Raw genomic sequence first — 20,388 nt, forward strand, 5'->3', positions numbered from 1 at the left:
CCATGACCGACCGCTTCCAGGTGGCCAGCCGGGCGAACGTGCCGCCGTTCCACGTGATGGACCTGCTGGCGGCGGCGACGCAGCGGCAGCGCACACACGGCGACATGCTCAACCTGCTGGCCGGTCAGCCGATGACGGGCGCGCCCGCGCCGGTGCGCGAGGAGGCGAAGCGGCTGCTCGACGGGACCGACCCGCTCGGCTACACCCCGGCGGCCGGGATCCTCGAGCTGCGGGAGGCGATCGCGGGGCACCACAAGCGGGCCCACGGGATCGACGTCGACCCGGACGAGGTCGTGGTGACGACCGGCAGCAGCGGCGGGTTCCTGCTCGCGTTCCTCGCGGCGTTCGAGGTGGGCGACCGCGTCGCGATGGCCCGCCCCGGCTACCCCTGCTACCGCAACGTGCTGACCGCGCTCGGCTGCGAGGTCGTGGAGATCCCGACCGGCCCCGAGACGCGCTTCCAGCCCACGGTCGACCAGCTCGCCGAGCTCGAGGACATCAAGGGCCTCGTGGTCGCGAGCCCGGCCAACCCGACGGGCACCATGCTGCTCCCGAGCGAGCTCGCTGCGCTGGCGGCGTACTGCGAGCAGCAGCAGATCCAGCTGATCAGCGACGAGATCTACCACGGCATCGAGTACGCCGAACCGCACCTGGCGCGCAGTGCCTGGGAGACCAGCCGCGAGGCGGTGGTGTTCTCCAGCTTCTCGAAGTACTTCTCGATGACCGGCTGGCGGATCGGCTGGATGCTCGTCCCCGACCGGCTGCGCCGCGCGGTCGACATCCTCACCGGCAACTTCACGATCTGTCCCCCGGTGATCGCGCAGCACGCGTGCCTCGCGGCGTTCAGCGACGCGTCCTACGACGAGCTCGACGGTCACGTGCGGCGGTACGCCGGCAACCGCCGGCTGCTCCTCGACGGGCTGCCGCGGATCGGCATCACCGAGCTCGCCCCCGCCGACGGCGCGTTCTACGTGTACGCCGACGTCGGGCACCTCACCGACGACACGATGGCGTTCTGCCACCGGATGCTGGCCACCACCGGCGTCGCGATGGCCCCCGGTGTCGACTTCGACACCGTGGACGGCCACCGGTTCGTCCGGCTCAGCTTCGCGGGGCCGGGCGCGGTGATCGAGGAGTCGCTCGCGCGGCTCTCCACAGCGCTCGACCGCTGACGTTTCTCCACATCCGCCGCCCGGCGACCCTGCGGTGACCGATCACCGAAGGGGGATGTGATGTTGGGAGACACCACGCGGATCCGGGCCCTGGCCGCCGACCTGCGCGAGCGCGCCGAGGACATCCGGGCGCTGGCCGGCCGGCTCGCCGTGAGCGCCGACCAGGTGCCGTGGGAGGGCCTCGCGGCGGACGCGATGCGCGCCGCCGTGCGGCACCGGGCCGCGGCACTGCGGCGTACCGCCCTGCTGCACGAGGACGCCGCCGAGGCGCTCGACCGGCACGCCGGCCGGGTCGACCACGTGAAGGGCCTGGCCGGCGACGCCGTCGGCTCGCTGCTCGACGCCGTGGGGATCGGCTGATGTCCGCGGACATCACCGGCGTCACCGGTGGGGTCGGCGGCGTCGCGGCGGTGTACGACGCGATCCGCGCGCTGGCCGCCACGTTCGACGACGCCGGCAGCGAGCTGCGCGCCTGGTCCGGCCTCGGCGCCTCGACGATGACCGATCCGGACCTGCTCGCCTCGGCGCCCCTCTCACCGCTCACGTTCGCCGAGGCCGAGGCCGCGGTCCTCGCGGCGACGACGGGGCGCGACGGGGTGCTGGTCGAGTCGTGCGCCTGGGAGGCGGACGCGGTCCTCGTCCGGGCCGCGCTCGTCGCGCTCGAGGTCGGCGATGCCGCCGCCGAGGCGTACCTCGACCAGGTCGACCGGAGGCTGGCCGCCACGACGTACACCCGGCTCGAGGGGGACGTCCGCGGCGCGACCACCGGCCCGCACGGCCTGCTCACCCGGTCGGTCGAGCTCGACGCCGACGCGCTGATCGTGCGCGCCACCGTGCAGACCTACCTCTGGATCGACGAGCTCCAGGACGCCGCCTACCGCACGCTCGGCTCGATCGCGGCCCGCGCGATCGGCTACCTCGCACCCGAGGTCGCGCTCGGCGGGGCGATCGTCTCGGCCGGGCTGATCGAGACCGACGCGCTCGACCGCGACGGGGTCGCGGCGTACCTCGACGAGCTGGCCGCGAGCAACCCCGAGCTGATGGACCACGTGGCCAGCGGCGGCGGGCTGCTCGACGGCCTCCGGATGCGGTCGCTGCTCACCGCCGGCGTCCCCGTCGGCGAGGCGTGGTCGTCGGCGGCCCGCGGCGGGCTGCGCGCGGCGGGCGCCGAGGTCTTCCCGACCGACCTCGGGTCGGCGCTGCGCGACGTGGCGGGCGAGCTCGTGGAGCAGCCCCCCGACGTACCCGTCCCCGCGACGCTGCCGCACGAGCGGCCGCACGGCCTCGAGGACCTCATCACGACGCTCGCGGCGACCTCCGAGCCGGTCGCGGTGCACGAGGTCGGGCCGCGACGCTACGTCGCCTACCTGCCCGGCCCGCTCGGCAACGGCCCGCGGCTGCGGCTGGTCAGCGGCGACCATCACGGGTACGCCGACCTGGTCACCCGCGCCCTGGAGAACGCCGTCGGCGGCGGGGACGAGCCGGCCCGGGTGACGCTGGTCGGCGCCGGCCAGGGCGGGGCCACCGCGGTCGACATCGCGGTCCGCGACGGGCACGGCCCGTTCGTCGTGGACCAGGTCGTGACGGTCGGGGCACCGTCCGCGCTGGTCCCCCGGATCCCCGACCACACCCGGGTGCTGTCGCTGGAGGTGCGCACCGACCCGGTCGCCCTGCTCGGCTCGCTGGTCAACGCGGGCGCGGACAACCGGCTGACCGTCGTCTTCGACGGCGGCGCGCAGGGCCCGCGGATGTACGTCGACGGTGCCCGGGCCGCCGATGCCGCGAGCCACCAGGCGATCCGCGAGGCGGTGGACCGCCTGCGGGAGCTGGGGTTCCTCGACTAGAGGATGTCGTGCACGAACTCACCGAGCTGGGTGAGGTTGCGGCACTCCACCATCGGCACCACGTCGCCGTACCTGGTCGCCGCGGAGTCGCCGGTGTCCCAGTGCCGGCGGTGCTCGGGGTTGAGCCACCAGGCGTGCCGGGCGGACCCGGCGAGCCGCTTGAGCACGTCGAGCTGCAGGTCGGCGTAGTTGGAGCGGGCGTCGCCGAGGATCAGCAGCGAGGACTTCGGGCCGAGCGCGTCGGCGTACTGCTCCTCGAACTTCGTCAGCGCCCGCCCGTAGTTGGTGCGGCCCCAGAGCGCCGCGTGGGCGGTGCTCGCGGCGAGGTCGGCCATCACGTCGACCGGGTCGGCGCCCGGGCGGAAGTGGTGGGTCACCTCGTGCACGTGGTCGATGAACGTGAACGCCCTGACCTTCTCGAACTGGTCGCGCAGCGCGTAGACGAGCAGCAGCGTGAACTGCGCGAAGTTCGCCACCGAGCCGCTCACGTCGCAGAGCACGACCAGCTCGGTGCGGTGCGGCCGCTTCGGCTTGTGGTGCGTGACCAGGGGGACGCCACCGGTGGAGAGTGAGGCGCGGACCGTACGCCGGAAGTCGAGCGGGCCGCGGCGTCGCGCGTGGTGCTCCTGGGTGAGCCGCGTCGCGAGCCGGCGCGCGAGGGGGTAGATCTCGCGCCGCATCTCCTCCAGGTCGGTGCGCCGCGCGGCCATGAAGTCGAGCCGGTCGATGGTGGGGCGGATCGCGACGTTCGCGACGTGCTCGGGACCCTTCTCCTCCGCGATCCGGCGACGGGCGTCCGCCTCGACCAGGCCGGTCAGCTCGCCGACCCGGCGCCGGGCCTCCACCCGGGCGTCCTCCAGACGGCCCTCGCCGAGCAGTGCCTGCGCGATCCGGTCCACCAGCTCCTGCGGGGAGACCCGTTGGAGCGCCGTGTAGGCCGACCACGAGGACAGCCCCGGCCCGCGGCCGGGCATCGCGCCGAAGCGCGCGAGCATCTCCGCGGCCACGTCGAGCATCGCCTGGCGCTCGCCCTCGGCGAGCGCGTCGACGACCTGGTCGCGGAACTCCGAGAGCGCCTGGGCGTTGTCCTGGACGCCCGGGTCCGCGTCGGGGTCGGCGTCCTGCCCGCGGGCGACGCCGTCGCCGACCATGCGCGGGAAGTAGAGGTCGAACAGCGCGTCGAACGTCGGGCGCTGCGACTGCTTCTTGAGCAGCGTGGCGGCGTACGCCGTCCGGACGGTCTCGCGCTGGTCCCACCCGACCGCCGACAGCGCGGCGACCGCGTCCAGGTCCTCGGCGAGCGACACCGACATCCCGGCGGCGCGCAGCGCCTCCAGGAAGGAGATGTGGCGGTCGACGAGTCCGGAGGTCATGCCTTGAGTCGCAGCTCCTTGATCGCGCGCTCCTGGTCGGAGGCGTGCTTGAGGACGACGCCGAGGGTGTCGGTGACCGCCTTGTCGTCGAGCTCGCCGATCTCGAGCGCGACCAGGGTGCGCGCCCAGTCGACGGACTCGGCGATCGAGGGCGCCTTCTTCAGGTCGAGGTCGCGCAGCTTCCCGATCGTGGCGACGAGCTGGGCGGCGACGCGGTCCTCGAGGTCGGGCACCTGGGAGGTGACGATCTCGCGCTCCCGCTCGGCGTCGGGGTACTCGAGGTGGAGGTAGAGGCAGCGCCGCTTGACCGCCTCGGACAGCTCACGGGTCGCGTTCGAGGTGAGCACCACGAACGGACGGCGTACGGCGGCGACGGTGCCCAGCTCGGGGATCGTGACCTGGAAGTCGGAGAGCACCTCGAGCAGCAGCCCCTCGACCTCGACGTCGGTCTTGTCGACCTCGTCGATGAGCAGCACCGTGGGGTCCTCGCGCCGGATCGCGGTCAGCAGCGGACGGGTGAGCAGGAACTCGTCGGTGAAGATCTCGTGGTCTCGGAGGTCTCCATTCGACGTAGCACCTCCGTTCGCGGCTTGCTTTGCGGCCGCAGAGGCCTGGATGGAGAGGAGCTGCTTCTTGTAGTTCCACTCGTACAGCGCCCGCGCCTCGTCGAGGCCCTCGTAGCACTGCAGCCGCACCAGGTCGGCCCCGGTCACCCGCGCGACCGCCTTGGCCAGCTCGGTCTTGCCGACGCCGGCCGGGCCCTCGACCAGCAGCGGCTTCTCCAGGGCGCCCGCCAGGTAGGCCGTGGTCGCGGTGGCGGGGTCGGCGAGGTAGCCCGACGCGGCGAGCCGGTCGACGGCGTCGGCGGGCGAGGAGAACCAGGGGTTCGGCTGCGGCATGCCCCCATCCTCACCCATCCGGGGGCGTCACCTCCCGGGCGTCCTGCTCGTTGGGTGGTCGACCGCTTGGAGGACCGATGCCACTGCGACCGACCCGCCCCGCCCGTGTGGCCGTCTGGGGCGCCAAGGTCGTGGTCACCGGCACCCTGCTGGCGCTCAGCGTGCTGGCGCCGACGCCCACCGCGCCGCCGGCCGACCAGACCTCGGCGCGGGCCTTCCGGATGCTCGACGCGCACGCCTGCTCCACGACCGGCTTCGGGGCCGGAGAGCAGCCGTTGTCCGCGGTGGTGCGCTCACCCGACGGACGCCTCCGGTTCGTGGACTTCGACACCGGTTGGCGGGTCTACACCGAGCGTGGCGCGGCCTCGTTGATCGCGGTCTGCCTGGACGAGCCGCCCGCCTAGGCCGAGCTCCCGTGCCGGCCCTCGCCTGCGGCGAATCGGGCCGCGCCCTCGAGCGCACCGGCGTCGAGCGACACCATCCCGTGCCGCAGCTCGTTGGCCATCGCCTCGGGCTCGGTGAGACCGGCCTGCTCCAGCACCGAGAGCCGATCCTGGCGCAGGCACTCCTGGGGCAGCTCCGCGATCGCGTGCGCGAGGGCCTCGGCCTCGGCGCGCGCGGTGCCGACGGGGACGACGCGGTTGACCAGGCCCATCCGCTCCGCGTCCCAGGCGTCGACGGGGCGGCCGGTGAGGATCAGGTCCATCGCCCGGCTCTCGCCGATCAGCCGCGGCAGGCGCACGGTGCCGCCGTCGATGAGCGGGACGCCCCAGCGCCGGCAGAACACGCCCAGCACGGCGTCGCCCGAGGCCACCCGCAGGTCGCACCAGAGCGCGAGCTCCAGCCCGCCGGCCACGGCGTACCCCTCGATCGCGGCGATCACCGGCTTCGAGAGGCGCATCCGGGTCGGCCCCATCGGCCCATCGCCTTCCGCGCTCACCTGGTTGCCCCGCTCGGTGCCGATCGCCTTGAGGTCCGCGCCGGCGCAGAACGTGCCGCCGTCGCCGTACAGGACCGCGACCCGCTGCTCCGGGTCGGCGTCGAAGGCGCGGAACGCGTCGGCCAGGGCGGCCGCGGTCGGACCGTCGACCGCGTTGCGCGCCTCTGGACGGTCGACGACGACGGTCGTGACCGGACCGTCGACCTCGACGCGTACGCTCACGAGACTTCCTTGGCTCCGTCGCGGTGCCGCTGCGCGAGCTCCTGGTAGTACGGCGGGTTCTGCTCGACCCAGAACTCCGAGGAGGTGCCGTCGATCGGCTTGGTCGGCTTGGCGGGGATGCCCGCGACGACCATCCCGCCCGGGAGCTGGGTGCCCGGGGTGACGACCGAGCCCGCGGCGACCAGCGTGCGCCGGCCGACCGTGGCGTGGTCGAGCAGCGTGGAGCCGTTGCCGACCAGCGCCTGCTCGCCCACCTCGGCGCAGTGCACGACGCAGCCGTGGCCGACGGTGGCGTTGCGCCCGATCACCAGCGTCTCGCCCGGCGCCGCGTGGAGGACCGAGTTGTCCTGCACGTTCGCCCCCTCGCGGACCACGATCGTGCAGATGTCGGCGCGCAGGACCGCGCCGTACCAGACGCTGGCGCCCTTCTCGACGGTCACGTCACCGATCAGGGTGGCGGTCGGCGCGACGAACGCCTCGGGGTGGACGGAGGGTCGCTTGCCCTCGAACTCGAAGCTCGGCATGGGGCCATTCCACACCCCCGCGGACCTCAGCGGCCGGCGAGGGCCTCGATGAGGGCGAGGCCGAGGAAGAACAGCAGCAGGCACCCTCCGAAGCCCATGACCAGCATGGCGATGCCCAGCGTCTGCTCGTCGCGCTCTTCCTGGGTCCGCACGCCCCCAGCCTACGCCGGGGGCGGCCGGTCGAGCGCGGTCTCGAGATCGCCGATCGCCGCGTCGAGCGCGGCGACGACGGCCGCGGGGCCGGTCATGGCCTGCAGCCCGGTGAGCCGGCCCCGCGCGGCGCGGACGGCGTCGCGCAGCGCCCTGGCCCGCGCGGCGGCGTCGTCGTTCGGCGCGGAGGCCTCCAGCGCGGTGAGGTGGTCCTCCGCGGCGCTCGCCCGTCCCTCGCCGGCGACCTCCCACGCGCCGACGACGCGCTCCGGCGAGTCGGCCCTCAGGCGCAGGTCGGGCAGGTGGGTGCGCGCCAGCCAGACCAGGTCGGCCTCGGCCGCGCCGAGGTCGTCGCTCCACCGGCCCCGGCGCTTCCGCATGAGGTACAGCGGGATCCCGATCGCGGCCGCGAGCAGCAGCAGGCCCAGCAGCCACCACACCCAAGCCGGCGCGGGGTGCTCCTCGTCGTCCGCCTCGGCCTCGTCGGCCTCGTCAGCGTCCTCCGGGTCCGCGGTGTCGGACGCGGTGCCGGACGGGGTCGGGGACTCGGTGGGGGTCGGCGTCTCGGTCGGCGTGGGCGACTCCGTGGGAGTGGGCGTCTCGGTGACCGTCACCGTCTCGGTCGGCGTCGGCGTGGGCGTCTCGCTCGGCGGCGGCTCCTCCGTGGGCGTCCCCGTGGGCGTCTCGGAGGGACTCTCGCTCGCCGGAGGTGTCTCGGACGGCGTCTCGCTGGGCGTGCGGGTCGGCAACGACGGGAGCGACGGCGTCCGTGTGGGCGAGAAGGTGACCGACCCGGTGGGCGTCGGCAACGAGATCTCGCCGTCACTGCCACACGCGGTGAGCGGGGCGGCGACGAGCGCCAGGACGGCCAACGACGCGAGCGATCTCCGCGATCCGGTCACGCCGAGTCACGCTAGACCGCGCGGCGAGTGGCGTCAGTCCCCCGTTTCGGGCGACTTGCGCGAGGTTGCCGCCGCAGCGGGATTGTCCGTCGACCAAACGCCAAGTCCCGGTTCGTCATCACCCAACGCTGGCCAGGCCGATCCGCTCGGTTCCTGCAATCCGACTATCCGGTCGCCCCGAATTCCCAGCCACGGGTAGCCAGAGTCAATGGCCTCCTGCAACATGTCGTCGATTCCTTGCCAATCGAGGTGGTGGAGCAAGACCGGTTTAGTCGGAACAGTGGGCCACGCGCGCGCGGCTCTGATAACCAAGAGTTCGCGAAACTCAGCCGGCCCAAAGTCAACTTGGACGAGATCCGGCCCCGCTTCCCCGAGCCAGAAGTTGACATGTGCGACAAAAGCGGTCCACAACTCATTGGCCGACGGCAACCATTCGCGAAAGTCGGCTGACCGTCGACCCGCAGCGGTCCCCTCAAACATCGTCAAACTCCGGCATTACAAGATCGGGTTTCCCTTGCAGGTGAAACTTCCGTTCGTTCGCGGCCACGCACTCATGACCCGCCTCCCAGTTTCACCGAGGATGACAGCCACAGTCCGCTTTACCTGCGTGCCGTTGGGGTTAGTCCAGATGTACTGCTTCTCGTAGCAGAAGCGCGTCGCAGACTGATTCGTGACGTTGTTAGGCTCGGCGATTGCATGCCAGACGGTCCAATTCATGAAACTTCCCCAGTCGCGACCTTCCCAAGCCGCGTACTTCGCAAATTGGCGCTGGTGGCCCTCGCGCAGATGCCTCAGCCCGAAGGCGTGCTCTGTCCCCTCATCTCCCGTCATGCCGCAGTAGAGGATGGCGTCTGTGCCAACCATCCGCGAGTGCAACTTTGCCCGCGGGTACTCCTTGACGTGGTTGTAGCGGTCGCCGCCGTCACTCCCAGGACATTGCGCATCCCACCAGGTGGCACCCTTTGCCGACGTGTTGTAGACCTTCTGGCCCGAGCCATTCAAGTAATGAATAGTCCAGCTGCCGAGCTGGCCGTCGGGCGGACTGAAGGCGCTCGATGTGTAGTCGGTTGGTTCTTGGCCGTCGGAAGCACACGCCGCGCAGAGTTTCGACCTGCAGACGCCGGACCGCGATGGTGACGACGGATACGCAACCGCAACTGGGTCAATCACATTCATCGATAAAGACACGATCACCTGGACCAGCACTGTCACAGATCGATGTGGAGGGGATCCCGACGGGGATGGCGACGGAGCCTACCTGTGGATCTATTTCAGGTACACCGACGGGGTCGTCTCTTTCCGGGAGAACATGAACTTCGACAACGACGGGTGCAACAACGGTCCATCGACGATCACCCTTGCCAACCCCTTCCACGGCATCAACGGCGACCTACAAGCAGCGCAGATTCGGCTCGTCGAGTCGAACGGGCCGAGCGGCGCCGTGGACGGGACCGACCAGTCGAACTGGAAGGACAACCCCCACACGTAAGGCTCGCCCCGCGGCCGACGCCCCTCCGGGCCGGGGCTTCAGTGCAGAGAACCCCCGGGAGCTCACGCTCCCCGGGGGTTCTCATGGCGGTGGCGGAGGGATTTGAACCCTCGGTGGGTTTCCCCACACAACATTTCGAGTGTTGCACCTTCGGCCGCTCGGACACGCCACCGCCGGAGAGATTACCGGAGGGCCTCGGCGGTCGAGAAATCGGTCAGGGGGTCCAGCCCGGGTCGCGTCCGGTGGCCCCGGCCAGCCGGTCGAGGGCCGGGGCGTCGTCGGGCACGGCGACGGGCGGCCCGAACGGGCCGTCGGTCACGCCCTCGGGCACCTCGAAGCTCTGCGCGAACCCCAGGCTGGCCCGCACAGACGCGTCATCCGGCGCATAGTCCTGCCCGGTGGCCCGGGCGAGGTCCCAGCCGTGCACGACGACCTCGTCCAGCGCGACCAGGGCGGCGACCTCGCCCGGCATCTCGATCGGGCCGGCCATGGTCATCCCGGCGTACGCCGCCGGGTCGCGCCACGCGACGGCGAGCGCGTCCAGGTCGGCGGCGATCCGGTCGCGCCAGCCGTCCCCGAGGTTCGAGCCGTCGGCCTGCGCCTGGGCGCCGCCGGGAGGCGTGTCCTTCGTGGCGGCGTCCCGGAACGCGATCGCCAGGCCGCCGAGGTGGTCGAGGAGGTCGCCGACCGAGTACGCCGGGCACGGGGTCGGCGCGCCCAGCTGGTCGTCGCGGACGCCGCGCACCAGGCGGGCGACCGCGCTCGTGGCAGGGGTGAAGTCGATGGTCTCCATGCCGGGACGACCGCCTGAGCGTGGAAAACTCATCGCCACCGTTGACACGACAACGTCGGAAGTGTTGACGTGACAACGAGCGCGGCTAGGATGCCCTGGTGCAGCCACTGACCGCCGAGGAGCAGTCCCTCTGGGACGCGTGGCGGGCCGCTTCCGACGCGTTGTCCCAGGTCAGCACGGAAGTCACTGCGGCCACCGGCCTGTCCGAGCCGGACTTCGAGGTGTTGACACGTCTACAGGAGTCCGCGGGTGGGGTGCTCCGCCAGAGCGAGCTGTGCGCCATCACCGGCTGGCACCGCAGCCGGTTGTCACATCACCTGCGCCGGATGGCCGAGCGGGGGCTCGTCTCCCGCGCGGAGGTGCCCGGCGGCGCGGAGGTGCGCCTGACGACCATGGGCCGCGCCGCGACCGCGCGAGCGCGGCCGGTCCACGCCGACGCCGTACGCCGCCACCTCGTCCAGGCGCTGCCCGCCCGCGACCGCCGGCGCCTGGAGGAGCTGCTCCGCAGGCTCGTCTAGAGGGCCGGGACGGTCAGGGCCGACGGGTAGTCGTCGCCGGCGTGGATCTTGAGCACGGTCAGCGCGCCCGGCAGGTCGGTGGCGTTCGGCAGCAGGTGCGGCACGTCGAACGCCTGGATCGCGATGCGCAGCCGGTGGCCGGGCGCGATCTGCGCCGCCGTCGGGAAGATCTCGACGTCGACCGGCGCGATCTCCCCGGCGCCCAGCGGCTTCTTCGCCGCCCGCGTGAACGGGTGGTACGGCTGGACGATCTCGCCGTCGAGGTACCGGGTGCGGCTCCGGTCGAGCGCGCGGTGCGAGATGACCTGCCAGCCCCCGGTCAGCCGGGTGACGGTGCCGTCGGGTGCGACGTCGGAGACCGACACCGAGAGCATCCCGTCCCCGCTCGGGGACGAGGTGTACAGCCGCGCGTTGATCGGACCGCGCAGCCGCAGCGGCTCGGTCAGCGGCTCGGTCTGGAAGACCACGCCGGTCTTGTCGTTCGGCGCGTTGTCCGTCCAGCACGGCAGGTCGGCGAGCAGCGCCTGCGGCAGCCCGGCCGTCCACTGGCTGGCCGAGCGGGTGCACAGCCCCGAGACCGGCACCGGCGGGACGTACGCGCGGCCGTCCTCGACCTCGCCCTGCGTCAGGACGCCGATCCCGCCGCCCGCGGCGGCCGAGCCGGTGAGCCGGAACGACTCGGCGTGCTGCTCGCCCATCCAGCGCTTCGCGTGGGTCCACTCGCCGCTGCCCTGCTCGTAGTACGTGATCGGCGCGATGTCGGAGTCCAGCGTCGGGTCGGGGACGCCGCGCACGTAGCGGTCGAACCAGCGCAGCTGCAGCTCGCTCAGGCTGCCGTACCCGGCGTCACCGATGTCGGTGGCCGCAGAGCCCTCGAGGTGGTCCCACGGGCCGATGATCATCTTCACCGGCACCCCGCGGCGCTGGAGGTTCTCGAACAGCAGCGGCGTGCCGCGCTGGAAGATGTCGAACTCCCCGCCGACGAGGAACGTCGGCACCTGCACCTTGTCGATGACCCGCTCCGGGGAGCGGTCGCGGTAGAACTTCCCGTCGTACGCCGCGTCGCCGCCGGTCACGGCCTCCAGCATCAGCGGGAGCGTGAACGTCGCCGCCGCGCCCAGGTGGTCGACGAGCGCGCCGAAGCCCGACTCCGGGTCGGTCGCCGTCACCGCCGGCGGGATGATCCCGGTGCCGGTCACCAGGCCGAGCCACAGCGGGATGAAGCCGACGTCGATGGCGCCGCCGGAGGCGACCACGTCGCGGTAGACGTCGTACGCCGGCACCTGCGGGAAGATCGCCTTGAGCCCCTTCGGCCGGGCGCCGGCCGCGAAGATCTGGCTGATCCCGAGATACGAAGGCCCGCTCATGCCGACCCGGCCGTTGCTCCACGGTCGCTGGCGCGAGTGCGCCCACTCCACGATCTCTCCGGCGTCGCGGTCCTCGCGCCGGTCGAACGCGGCCCACCTGCCCTCGGAGCTGCCGGTGCCGCGGGCGTCGACCGTGAGCTGGGCGTAGCCGCGCTGCACGAGGTAGCTGGGGCTGCCACCGGTCAGGCCGCCGCTGAAGCTGCCGGCCGACTTGTTGTAGGCCGTGATCGTGACGATCACCGGGAACCGCTTGTCGACCGGGTTGCCGTCGGCGTCCGCGGGCAGCTCGAGGTCGCCGCGCAGCACCGTGCCGTCCGACATCGGGATCGCCAGGTCGGTCTGCTTGACCGTGCTCGGGTAGAGGGCCGGACGCGGCTCCCAGCCGGTCGTCGACTGCGGCGCGGCGCTGTGGGCCGGACCCGAGGAGGCGAGCGTCGGGAGCGGGCTCACGAGGAGCCCGGCGACGAGCGCGGCAGCGACACGGGTCAGGATCCGGTGGCTCATGCCGGACCAACGAGATCTTGTAACGCCGGGTTACGCGTCTTCCCAGGGGGCTCGATCAGATCGGGCGCGGCCCCCAGCGCACCAGCTGCGTGACGTGCTCCGGGTTGAGCTCGTCCAGCGACGCAACGCCGAGCAGCCGCATGGTGCGGGTGATCTGGCCGGTGAGGATCTCGATCATCCGGTCCACGCCGGGACGGCCGCCGGCCATCAGGCCGTAGAGGTATGCGCGCCCGACCAGCGTGAACGTCGCGCCGTGCGCGAGCGCGGCGACGATGTCCTGGCCGGACATGATCCCCGTGTCGAGGTGCACCTCCACCTCGGACCCGACCGCCTTGACCACCTCGGGCAGCAGGTGGAACGGCACCGGTGCCCGGTCGAGCTGGCGGCCGCCGTGGTTCGACAGCAGCACGGCGTCCACGCCCGCGTCGGCGAGCCGCCGGGCGTCGTCGACGGTCTGCACGCCCTTGACCACGACCTTGCCGGGCCACTGCTCCTTGATCCAGGCCAGGTCGGCGTACGTCACCGTGGGGTCGAACATCGTGTCCAGCAGGTCGGCGACCGTGCCCGACCAGGCGTCGAGCGAGGCGAACGCCAGCGGCTCGGTGGTGAGGAAGTTCCACCACCACTCCGGCCGCGGGATCGCGTTGAGGACCGTGCGCGGGGTCAGGGTGGGCGGGATCGTCATGCCGTTGCGCACGTCGCGCAGCCGCGCGCCGGCCACGGGGACGTCCACCGTCACCAGGAGGGTGTCGTACCCGGCCTTCGCGGCCCGGTCGACCAGCGCCATCGACCGGTCGCGGTCCTTCCACATGTAGAGCTGGAACCAGTGCCGCCCACCGGGCGCCGCCGCGGCGACGTCCTCGATCGACGTCGTGCCCATCGTGGAGAGGGAGAACGGGATCCCGGCGGCAGCCGCCGCCTGCGCCCCGGCGACCTCGCCCTCGGCGTGCATCATCCGGGTGAACCCGGTCGGCGCGATGCCGAACGGCCACGCGACGCGCTCGCCGAGCACGACCCGCGAGGTGTCCACCGTCGACACGTCCCGCAGGATCGCGGGGTTGAACTGCACGTCCGCGAACGCCTCCCGCGCCCGCGCCAGCGACACCTCGCCGTCGGCTGCGCCGTCGGTGTAGTCGAACGCCGCCTTGGGCGTACGCCGCTTCGCGATGACCCGTAGGTCGTCCAGGGTCAGCGCCGCGGCGAGCCGCCGCTTGCGCCCCGACATCGTCGGCTTCTTGAACTTCAGCAGGGGCCGCAGGTCACGGGGCTTGGGCGCTTGCCGCTTCATCGGTCAACTCCATCACGTCGGGCGGCGACGCGCGACTCGGCGGCGTCCCAGTCGAGCCCCGGACGAGGCTCGAAGCGGCGCACGTCGTGCGTGCGCCGGATCAGCGCGCGCATCGCGCCGAGGTCGGGCAGGTCCGCCCCGAGAGCGCGGGCCTGCACGAGTCCGTTGCCGAGCGCGGCCGCCTCGGCCGGCCCGGCGAGCACGGGGACGCCCAGGGCGTCGGCGGTGAGCTGGCACAGCAGCGCGTTCTGCGAGCCGCCGCCGACCAGGTGGACGACGTCGACGTCACGCCCCGCGAGCTCGGCGGCGGTGCGGATGTTGCGCCGGTAGGCGAGCACCAGGCTGTCCACGATGCAGCGCGTGATCGCGACCGGCGTGCGCGGGATCGGCTCACCGGCCTCCTGGGCGAGCTGCTGGACCCGCGCGGGCATGTCACCCGGCGTCAACAGCCGCGGGTCGTCGATGTCGATGACCGTGCGCAGCGCGGGCGCCTCGGTCGCGCCGGCGAGCAGGCCCGGGAGCGTCACGTCCCGGAGCCGCTTGTCGGCCCACGTGCGCACCGACTCCGAGAGCACCCACAGCCCCATCACGTTCTTCAGGAACCGGATGGTGCCGTCGACGCCGCCCTCGTTGGTGAAGTTCGCGACACGGGCCGCCTCCGTGAGCACCGGCGACTCCAGCTCGAGCCCGACGAGCGACCACGTGCCCGAGGAGATGTACGCGAACGACTCCTCCTCCGCGGGGACCGCGACCACCGCGGACGCCGTGTCGTGCGAGCCGACCGCGATGACGGGTACGCCGGCGACGCCGACGTACTCCGCCACCTCGGCCAGCACCGGGCCCACCACAGACCCGGGTTCGCGCAGCGCCGGCAGGACCGCGCCGGGCAGTCCGAGCCGCTTGGTCAGGTCGAGTGACCAGTCGCGCGCGCGAACGTCGTAGAGACCGGTCGTGGAGGCGTTGGTGCGCTCGGCACCGACCTCGCCGGTCAGCCAGTAGGTCAGCAGGTCCGGGAGCAGCAGCAGCCGCTCCACGCCGTCGAACGACCCCTCGGAGACGAGCTGGTAGATCGTGTTGAACTGCAGCTGCTGCAGGCCGGTGATGCCGTACAGCTCCGCGTCCGAGACGGTACGCCGCACCTGCTCCGGTACCCCGTCCGTGCGCCGGTCCCGGTGACTGCGGGGGTTGCCGAGCAGCCGGCCGCCGGCACCGAGCAGGCCGTAGTCGATCGCCCACGAGTCGATGCCGATGCCGTCGAGGTGCCCGGTGCGGGCGACCTCGCGGACGCCGGCGAGCACCTCGCGGTGGATGCCGAGGACGTCCCAGAACAGGCCACCGTGCACGGGGACGGCGCCGTTCGGGAACCGGTGCAGCTCCTCGAGGTGCAGCGTCCGCGCGCCGACCCGGCAGGCCATGACGCGGCCGCTGGTGGCCCCGAGGTCGACCGCGGCGACGCGGATGGGCTCAGTCATCGGATGGATCCGTTCGGTGTGGTGGTTTCGAGGCTCGTCGCTGGCGCTCCTCGCACCTCAACCACCGAGACGGTGGTTGAGGTGCGAGCGAAGCGAGCCTCGAAACCACCCCTGCCGTGTTCGGTCATCGCAGGAAGGCCGCCGCCACGCCCGCGTCGACCGGGATGTGCAGGCCCGTCGTGTGGCTGAGCTCAGCCGAGCAGAGGACGAAGACCGCGTTGGCGATGTTCTCCGGCAGCACCTCGCGCTTGAGGATGGTGCGCTGCGCGTAGAACTTGCCCAGGTCCTTCTCCTTCACGCCGTAGACCGCCGCGCGGTTGGCGCCCCAGCCGCTGGAGAAGATCCCCGAGCCCTGGACGACGCCGTCGGGGTTCACGCCGTTGACCTTGATGCCGTGCTCGCCGAGCTCGGCCGCGAGCAGCCGGACCTGGTGGGCCTGGTCGGCCTTGGCCGCGCCGTACGCGACGTTGTTGGGTCCGGCGAAGATCGAGTTCTTCGAGGAGATGTAGACGATGTCGCCGCCCATCCCCTGGTCGATCATCGCGCGGGCCGCCGCCTGGGCGACGAGGAACGAGCCCTTGGCCATCACGTCGTGCTGGAGGTCCCAGTCCCGCTCGGTGGTCTCGAGCAGCGAGCGCGACAGCGACAGGCCGGCGTTGTTGACGACGAGGTCGACGCCACCGAACGCGAGCACCGCCTCGTCCACCATCGCCTGCACCGCCGCGGCGTCGGACACGTCGACCTGGACGCCGACGGCGACGTCCGGACCGCCGATCTCGGCGGCCGCGGCCTGCGCCTTCTCCAGCGAGAGGTCCGCGATGACGACGCACGCGCCCTCGGCGGCGAGCTTCTCCGCCGTGGCCCGGCCGATGCCGGACGCGGCACCGGTGACGAGCGCGACGCGCGTGGCGAGCGGCTTCGGCTTCGGCATCCGCTGGAGCTTGGCCTCCTCGAGCGCCCAGTACTCGATGCGGAACTTCTCCGACTCGTCGATCGGGGCGTACGTCGACAGGCCCTCCGCGCCCCGCATCACGTTGATCGCGTTGACGTAGAACTCGCCGGCGACGCGGGCGGTCTGCTTGTTCGCGCCGTACGAGAACATGCCGACGCCGGGCACCAGGATGATCAGCGGGTCGGCCCCGCGCATCGCGGGCGAGCCCTTCACCTTGTTGCGGTCGTAGTAGCCGGCGTAGTCGGCGCGGTAGGCCTCGTGCAGCTCGGCGACCCGGGCCTTGACCTTCTCCAGCGGGGCGTCGGCCGGGAGGTCGACGACCATCGGCTTCACCTTGGTGCGCAGGAAGTGGTCCGGGCACGAGGTGCCGAGCTCGGCCAGGCGGGGGTGGTTGCGGCTGGCGAGGAAGTCGAGCACGACCTTGTCGTCGGTGAAGTGGCCGACCATCGGGCGGTCCTTCGACGCGACGCCGCGCAGGGTGGGGGCGAGCTCGGCGGCGCGGGCGCGGCGCTTGGCGGGGCTGAGCGGCTCCCACTTCTTCACGCGCGGGCCGAAGGGCTCCTTCTTGGAGTTCGCCTTGATGTACTTCTCGGCGGTCCGGATGATCCAGAGCGAGTTCTTCTCGCACTTCTCGCTGGTGTCGCCCCACGCGGTGATGCCGTGACCGCCGAGGATGCAACCGATCGCCTTCGGGTTCTGCTCCTTGATCGCGGCGATGTCGAGGCCGAGCTGGAAGCCGGGGCGGCGCCACGGCACCCACACGACCTTGTCGCCGAAGATCTTCTGCGTCAGCGCCTCGCCGTCGGCGGCGGTCGCGATCGCGATGCCGCTGTCGGGGTGCAGGTGGTCGACGTGGGCGGAGTCGACGAGGCCGTGCATCGCGGTGTCGATCGACGGTGCGGCGCCGCCCTTGCCGTGCAGGCAGTAGTCGAACGCCGCGACCATCTCGTCCTCGCGGTCGATGCCCGGGTAGACGTCGACCAGCGCGCGCATCCGGTCCAGGCGGAGCACGGCGAGGCCGGACTCCTTCAGGGTGCCGAGGTCGCCCCCGGAGCCCTTCACCCAGACGAGCTCGACCGGCTCACCGGTGACCGGGTCGGTCTCGGTGCCCTTCGCGGAGGTGTTGCCCCCGGCATAGTTGGTGTTCTTCGGGTCCGCGCCCAGCCGGTTGGACCGGGCGATCAGCTCCTGAGCTGCATTCGTGGCGGGCGTGCTCATCGTTCAGTTCCATCCTGCCTGCGTACCGCCCACGCGGTCCGCCTCGATCTGCTCCTGGTAGCCGCTCTCGAGGTAGGCCCGCATCGGGTTCGCGGGCAGGCCCCGGCCCTCGCGCCAGGCGGCGAGGTCGGCTCGTACGTCGGTGTAGAAGGCGTCCATGAAGATCTCGTTGGCGAGCAGCACGTCGCCGCTATCCTGGGCCGCGGTCAGCGCGTCACGGTCGACGAGCAGCGCGCGCGCCGTCATCTCCTGCACGTTGAGGACCGACCGGATCTGGCCGGGGATCTTCTTCTCGATGTTGTGGCACTGGTCGAGCATGTAGGCCACGTCGCTGTCCGGGCCGTACGCGCCACCGCGGATGCACTCGAAGAGGATCCGGAACAGCTGGAACGGGTCGGCCGCCCCGACGATGAGGTCGTCGTCGGCGTAGAAGCGGCTGTTGAAGTCGAACGAGCCGAGCTTCCCGAGCCGGATCAGCTGGGCGACGATGAACTCGATGTTCGTGCCCGGCGCGTGGTGGCCCGTGTCGAGGCACACGACGGCGCGCTCGCCGAGGGCGGCCACCTGCACGTACGACGTACCCCAGTCCGGGACGTCGGTGTGGTAGAACGCCGGCTCGAAGAACTTGTACTCCAGCACCAGCCGCTGGTCCTCCGACAGCCGGTCGTAGATCGTGCGGAGGCTCTCGGCCAGGCGGTCCTGGCGGCCACGCATGTCGCCCTGGCCCGGGTAGTTCGTGCCCTCGGCCAGCCAGATCTTCAGGTCGCGCGACCCGGTGGCGTTCATGACGTCGATGCACTCGAAGTGGTGGTCGATCGCCTTCTGCCGGATCTTCGGGTCGGTGTGGGTCAGGGCGCCGAGCTTGTAGTCGTCGTCCTGGAACGTGTTGGAGTTGATCGTCCCGAGCCGGATGCCGAGGTCCTCGGCGTACCGGCGCAGCGCGGTGTAGTCGTCGTGCAGGTCCCACGGGATGTGCAGCGCGACCGAGGGCGCGAGGCCGGTGAACCGGTGCACGGTCGCGGCGTCGGCGACCTTCTCCTCCACGGTGCGCGGGGTCCCGGGGGTCCCGAACACCTTGAAGCGGGTCCCGGAGTTGCCGTACGCCCACGAGGGCACCTCGATCGCCTGGCCCTCCAGGAGCGGGGCGATCTCGCTGAACGTCTTCATGTCAGGTCACTTCTCTGAGTCGGTGCGGGTGAGCTGGTCCTCCAGGTGGAAGACCTCCTCCAGGACCAGGAACCCCTCGTCGGGGGCCTGGCCGTCGAGCTCCTCGAAGAACTCCCCCATCTCGGCCTGCCAGCGGGCGTTGACCGCGGTGGCGGCCATCCCGGCCTGGGCGGCCGCGACCGAGTCGGGGGTCTCGAAGTAGCCGATGAGGAGACCGTCCTCGCGCAGGAACAGCGAGTAGTTGTGCCACCCGGTCTCGTGCAGCGCCCGGAGCATCTCCGGCCAGACCGCGGCGTGGCGGACCTTGTACTCCTCGATCCGGTCGGGCTTGACCTGGAGCTGGAAGCAGACGCGCGGCATCGATCCGGCCTTCCGTGCGGAGTCGGGTGGGGTGATCTGTGGTGGTGCTGCCGGCCGGCACCGTGGTGGTGGTGACGGAGCGGGCGCCGGCCGGCAGCGGGTATTGCGGGGTTCTCGACAACTGGGCGACTGGGTTTCGAGACGGGCGTCCTCAACCTGGCGCCTGGTCATCTCCCGGAGCGAGCTCCGTGAGATGGGCGCTCAGAAGTCGAAGTCGTCGATGTTCGACTTGTCGAACACGAACGGGTCACCGAGGAGCACGACGCCGTCGGCGCCGACGGTGAACTCGCCGAGGTCGCCGGCCTCGAAGGTGTCGCCCTCCTCGCCGGAGATGTCGCCGTCGACCAGGGCCTGGGCGGCGTAGGCCGCCAGGTAGCCGAGGTCGCCCGGGTTCCAGAGCGCGAACGCGGTGACGGTGCCGTCCTTGACGTAGTCACGCATCTGGTTCGGGGTGCCGAGGCCGGTCAGCGCGACCTTGCCCTTGTACTCCGAGGTCGACAGGTAGCGAGCCGCCGCCGCGATGCCGACCGTGGTCGGCGAGATGATGCCCTTGAGGTTCGGGTGGGACTGCAGCAGGGCCGCGGTCTTGTCGAACGACGTCTGGTCGTCGTCGTCGCCGTACACCGTGTCGACGAGCTCGATGTTCGGGTGGTTGTCGGCGAGCTCCTTCTCCATCATCTCGATCCAGGCGTTCTGGTTCGTGGCGTTCGCCGCGGCGGAGAGGATGGCGATCTCGCCCTCGTCACCGATCTGCTCGGCGATCAGGTCGACCTGGGCCTTGGCGATGCCCTCGGAGGTGGCCTGGTTGATGTAGAGGTCGCGGCACTCCGGGTTGGTGTCGGAGTCGAACGTGACGATCTTGGTTCCGGCCGAGCTGGCCTCGTCGAGCGCGTCGCAGAGCGCCTCCGGGTCGTTGGCCGAGACGATGAGCGCGTCGACGCCCTGCTGGGCGGCGGTGTTGATGAACGGGACCTGCGCGTCCGGGGACGCGGCGTCCGGGCCGACCTCGTCGATCGAGCCACCGAACTCGTCGGCGGCCTTCTCGGCGCCGGCCGTGCTCGTGTCGAAGTACGGGTTGCCGAGGTTCTTCGGCAGCATCGTGATCGCGACGTCGCCGCCACCACCGTCGCCGCTGTCGCCGCCTTCGGAGTCGCTGCCGCACGCGGTCAGCGCCATGCTGGCGGCGAGCGCCAGCGCGGCGAGGGCGGAGATGCGCCCGTTCCGGATCTTCATG

General features: G+C 71.7%; 21 protein-coding genes and 1 tRNA gene. 6 read left to right on the top strand and 16 right to left on the bottom strand.

The window, feature by feature from the left end; translation table 11 throughout:
* Nucleotides 1–2 precede the first annotated feature (2 nt).
* Genes ABD875_RS07170 through ABD875_RS07180 form a run of 3 tightly spaced genes read left to right on the top strand, consistent with a single transcriptional unit; the run spans nt 3 to nt 3,016 of the window.
* A complete protein-coding gene (locus tag ABD875_RS07170) occupies nt 3–1,172 on the top strand; it encodes a pyridoxal phosphate-dependent aminotransferase (RefSeq protein ID WP_345172745.1) in 1,170 nt (389 codons plus the stop codon).
* A gap of 60 nt (nt 1,173–1,232) precedes the next feature.
* Nucleotides 1,233–1,532 carry a putative T7SS-secreted protein gene (locus ABD875_RS07175; RefSeq protein WP_345172747.1) on the top strand — a complete coding sequence of 100 codons (300 nt, stop codon included), beginning with the start codon at nt 1,233–1,235 and terminating at the stop codon, nt 1,530–1,532.
* The gene (locus ABD875_RS07180; RefSeq protein WP_345172749.1) at nt 1,532–3,016 is read left to right on the top strand and encodes a hypothetical protein; all 1,485 of its coding nucleotides are present in this window, start codon (nt 1,532–1,534) and stop codon (nt 3,014–3,016) included. Before ABD875_RS07175 ends, ABD875_RS07180 begins: the two co-directional genes overlap by 1 nt.
* Here the strand turns inward: ABD875_RS07180 and ABD875_RS07185 are convergent.
* Nucleotides 3,013–4,389: a vWA domain-containing protein gene (locus ABD875_RS07185; protein ID WP_345172752.1), complete on the bottom strand. Its 1,377-nt coding sequence runs from the start codon at nt 4,387–4,389 to the stop codon at nt 3,013–3,015. The genes ABD875_RS07180 and ABD875_RS07185 overlap by 4 nt on opposite strands.
* Nucleotides 4,386–5,288 carry an AAA family ATPase gene (locus ABD875_RS07190; protein ID WP_345172754.1) on the bottom strand — a complete coding sequence of 301 codons (903 nt, stop codon included), beginning with the start codon at nt 5,286–5,288 and terminating at the stop codon, nt 4,386–4,388. Before ABD875_RS07190 ends, ABD875_RS07185 begins: the two co-directional genes overlap by 4 nt.
* 77 nt (nt 5,289–5,365) lie before the next feature.
* On the opposite strand from ABD875_RS07190, the gene ABD875_RS07195 reads away from it, so the two are divergent.
* Nucleotides 5,366–5,692: a hypothetical protein gene (locus ABD875_RS07195; protein WP_345172756.1), complete on the top strand. Its 327-nt coding sequence runs from the start codon at nt 5,366–5,368 to the stop codon at nt 5,690–5,692.
* On the opposite strand, the gene ABD875_RS07200 is transcribed toward ABD875_RS07195, so the two are convergent.
* The 5 genes from ABD875_RS07200 to ABD875_RS07220 form a co-directional block, all read right to left on the bottom strand.
* Nucleotides 5,689–6,450, bottom strand: coding sequence for a crotonase/enoyl-CoA hydratase family protein (locus tag ABD875_RS07200; protein WP_345172758.1), 762 nt, complete (start codon nt 6,448–6,450; stop codon nt 5,689–5,691). The two genes, ABD875_RS07195 and ABD875_RS07200, sit on opposite strands and share 4 nt — an antisense overlap.
* The gene (locus ABD875_RS07205) at nt 6,447–6,974 is read right to left on the bottom strand and encodes a gamma carbonic anhydrase family protein (RefSeq protein WP_345172760.1); all 528 of its coding nucleotides are present in this window, start codon (nt 6,972–6,974) and stop codon (nt 6,447–6,449) included. Before ABD875_RS07205 ends, ABD875_RS07200 begins: the two co-directional genes overlap by 4 nt.
* A 26-nt stretch (nt 6,975–7,000) precedes the next feature.
* The gene (locus tag ABD875_RS07210) at nt 7,001–7,126 is read right to left on the bottom strand and encodes a hypothetical protein (protein ID WP_345172762.1); all 126 of its coding nucleotides are present in this window, start codon (nt 7,124–7,126) and stop codon (nt 7,001–7,003) included.
* 9 nt (nt 7,127–7,135) lie between these two features.
* Nucleotides 7,136–8,026 (bottom strand): hypothetical protein, encoded by an 891-nt coding sequence (locus tag ABD875_RS07215; protein WP_345172764.1) that lies wholly within the window; start codon nt 8,024–8,026, stop codon nt 7,136–7,138.
* A gap of 495 nt (nt 8,027–8,521) precedes the next feature.
* On the bottom strand, nt 8,522–9,238 hold the full coding sequence (locus tag ABD875_RS07220; protein WP_345172766.1) for a hypothetical protein: 717 nt from the start codon (nt 9,236–9,238) through the stop codon (nt 8,522–8,524).
* A gap of 97 nt (nt 9,239–9,335) precedes the next feature.
* Between ABD875_RS07220 and ABD875_RS07225 the strand changes: the two genes are divergently transcribed.
* The gene (locus ABD875_RS07225) at nt 9,336–9,515 is read left to right on the top strand and encodes a hypothetical protein (RefSeq protein WP_345172768.1); all 180 of its coding nucleotides are present in this window, start codon (nt 9,336–9,338) and stop codon (nt 9,513–9,515) included.
* An 84-nt stretch (nt 9,516–9,599) separates the two neighbouring features.
* On the opposite strand, the gene ABD875_RS07230 is transcribed toward ABD875_RS07225, so the two are convergent.
* Together ABD875_RS07230 and ABD875_RS07235 are read right to left on the bottom strand one after the other, a co-directional pair.
* Nucleotides 9,600–9,687: transfer RNA gene (locus ABD875_RS07230), tRNA-Ser, on the bottom strand.
* A 42-nt stretch (nt 9,688–9,729) separates the two neighbouring features.
* On the bottom strand, nt 9,730–10,308 hold the full coding sequence (locus tag ABD875_RS07235; protein ID WP_345172770.1) for a TIGR03086 family metal-binding protein: 579 nt from the start codon (nt 10,306–10,308) through the stop codon (nt 9,730–9,732).
* 98 nt (nt 10,309–10,406) lie between these two features.
* Here ABD875_RS07235 and ABD875_RS07240 point away from each other — a divergent pair, with 98 nt between their 5' ends.
* On the top strand, nt 10,407–10,826 hold the full coding sequence (locus ABD875_RS07240) for a MarR family winged helix-turn-helix transcriptional regulator (RefSeq protein ID WP_345172771.1): 420 nt from the start codon (nt 10,407–10,409) through the stop codon (nt 10,824–10,826).
* On the opposite strand, the gene ABD875_RS07245 is transcribed toward ABD875_RS07240, so the two are convergent.
* The 7 genes from ABD875_RS07245 to rhaS all read right to left on the bottom strand — a co-directional run bounded on the left by ABD875_RS07245 (nt 10,823) and on the right by rhaS (nt 20,387).
* On the bottom strand, nt 10,823–12,697 hold the full coding sequence (locus tag ABD875_RS07245) for a CocE/NonD family hydrolase (RefSeq protein ID WP_345172773.1): 1,875 nt from the start codon (nt 12,695–12,697) through the stop codon (nt 10,823–10,825). The two genes, ABD875_RS07240 and ABD875_RS07245, sit on opposite strands and share 4 nt — an antisense overlap.
* A gap of 55 nt (nt 12,698–12,752) precedes the next feature.
* Nucleotides 12,753–13,985, bottom strand: coding sequence for an alpha-hydroxy acid oxidase (locus tag ABD875_RS07250; RefSeq protein WP_345172775.1), 1,233 nt, complete (start codon nt 13,983–13,985; stop codon nt 12,753–12,755).
* On the bottom strand, nt 13,982–15,457 hold the full coding sequence (locus ABD875_RS07255) for a rhamnulokinase (RefSeq protein WP_345172777.1): 1,476 nt from the start codon (nt 15,455–15,457) through the stop codon (nt 13,982–13,984). The genes ABD875_RS07250 and ABD875_RS07255 overlap by 4 nt, the downstream gene beginning before the upstream one ends.
* Nucleotides 15,458–15,581: 124 nt before the next feature.
* Complete coding sequence (locus tag ABD875_RS07260) at nt 15,582–17,627, bottom strand: bifunctional aldolase/short-chain dehydrogenase (protein ID WP_345172780.1); 2,046 nt, start codon at nt 17,625–17,627, stop codon at nt 15,582–15,584.
* Between the two features lie 3 nt (nt 17,628–17,630).
* Complete coding sequence (gene rhaI, locus ABD875_RS07265) at nt 17,631–18,794, bottom strand: L-rhamnose isomerase (protein ID WP_345172783.1); 1,164 nt, start codon at nt 18,792–18,794, stop codon at nt 17,631–17,633.
* Between the two features lie 6 nt (nt 18,795–18,800).
* Nucleotides 18,801–19,154 carry an L-rhamnose mutarotase gene (locus ABD875_RS07270; protein ID WP_345172787.1) on the bottom strand — a complete coding sequence of 118 codons (354 nt, stop codon included), beginning with the start codon at nt 19,152–19,154 and terminating at the stop codon, nt 18,801–18,803.
* A gap of 201 nt (nt 19,155–19,355) precedes the next feature.
* Nucleotides 19,356–20,387 carry a rhamnose ABC transporter substrate-binding protein gene (rhaS, locus tag ABD875_RS07275; protein WP_345172790.1) on the bottom strand — a complete coding sequence of 344 codons (1,032 nt, stop codon included), beginning with the start codon at nt 20,385–20,387 and terminating at the stop codon, nt 19,356–19,358.
* Between the last annotated feature and the right edge of the window lies 1 nt (nt 20,388).

The organism is Nocardioides caricicola, from assembly GCF_039541135.1.
GTDB classification, from domain to species: Bacteria; Actinomycetota; Actinomycetes; order Propionibacteriales; family Nocardioidaceae; genus Nocardioides; species Nocardioides caricicola.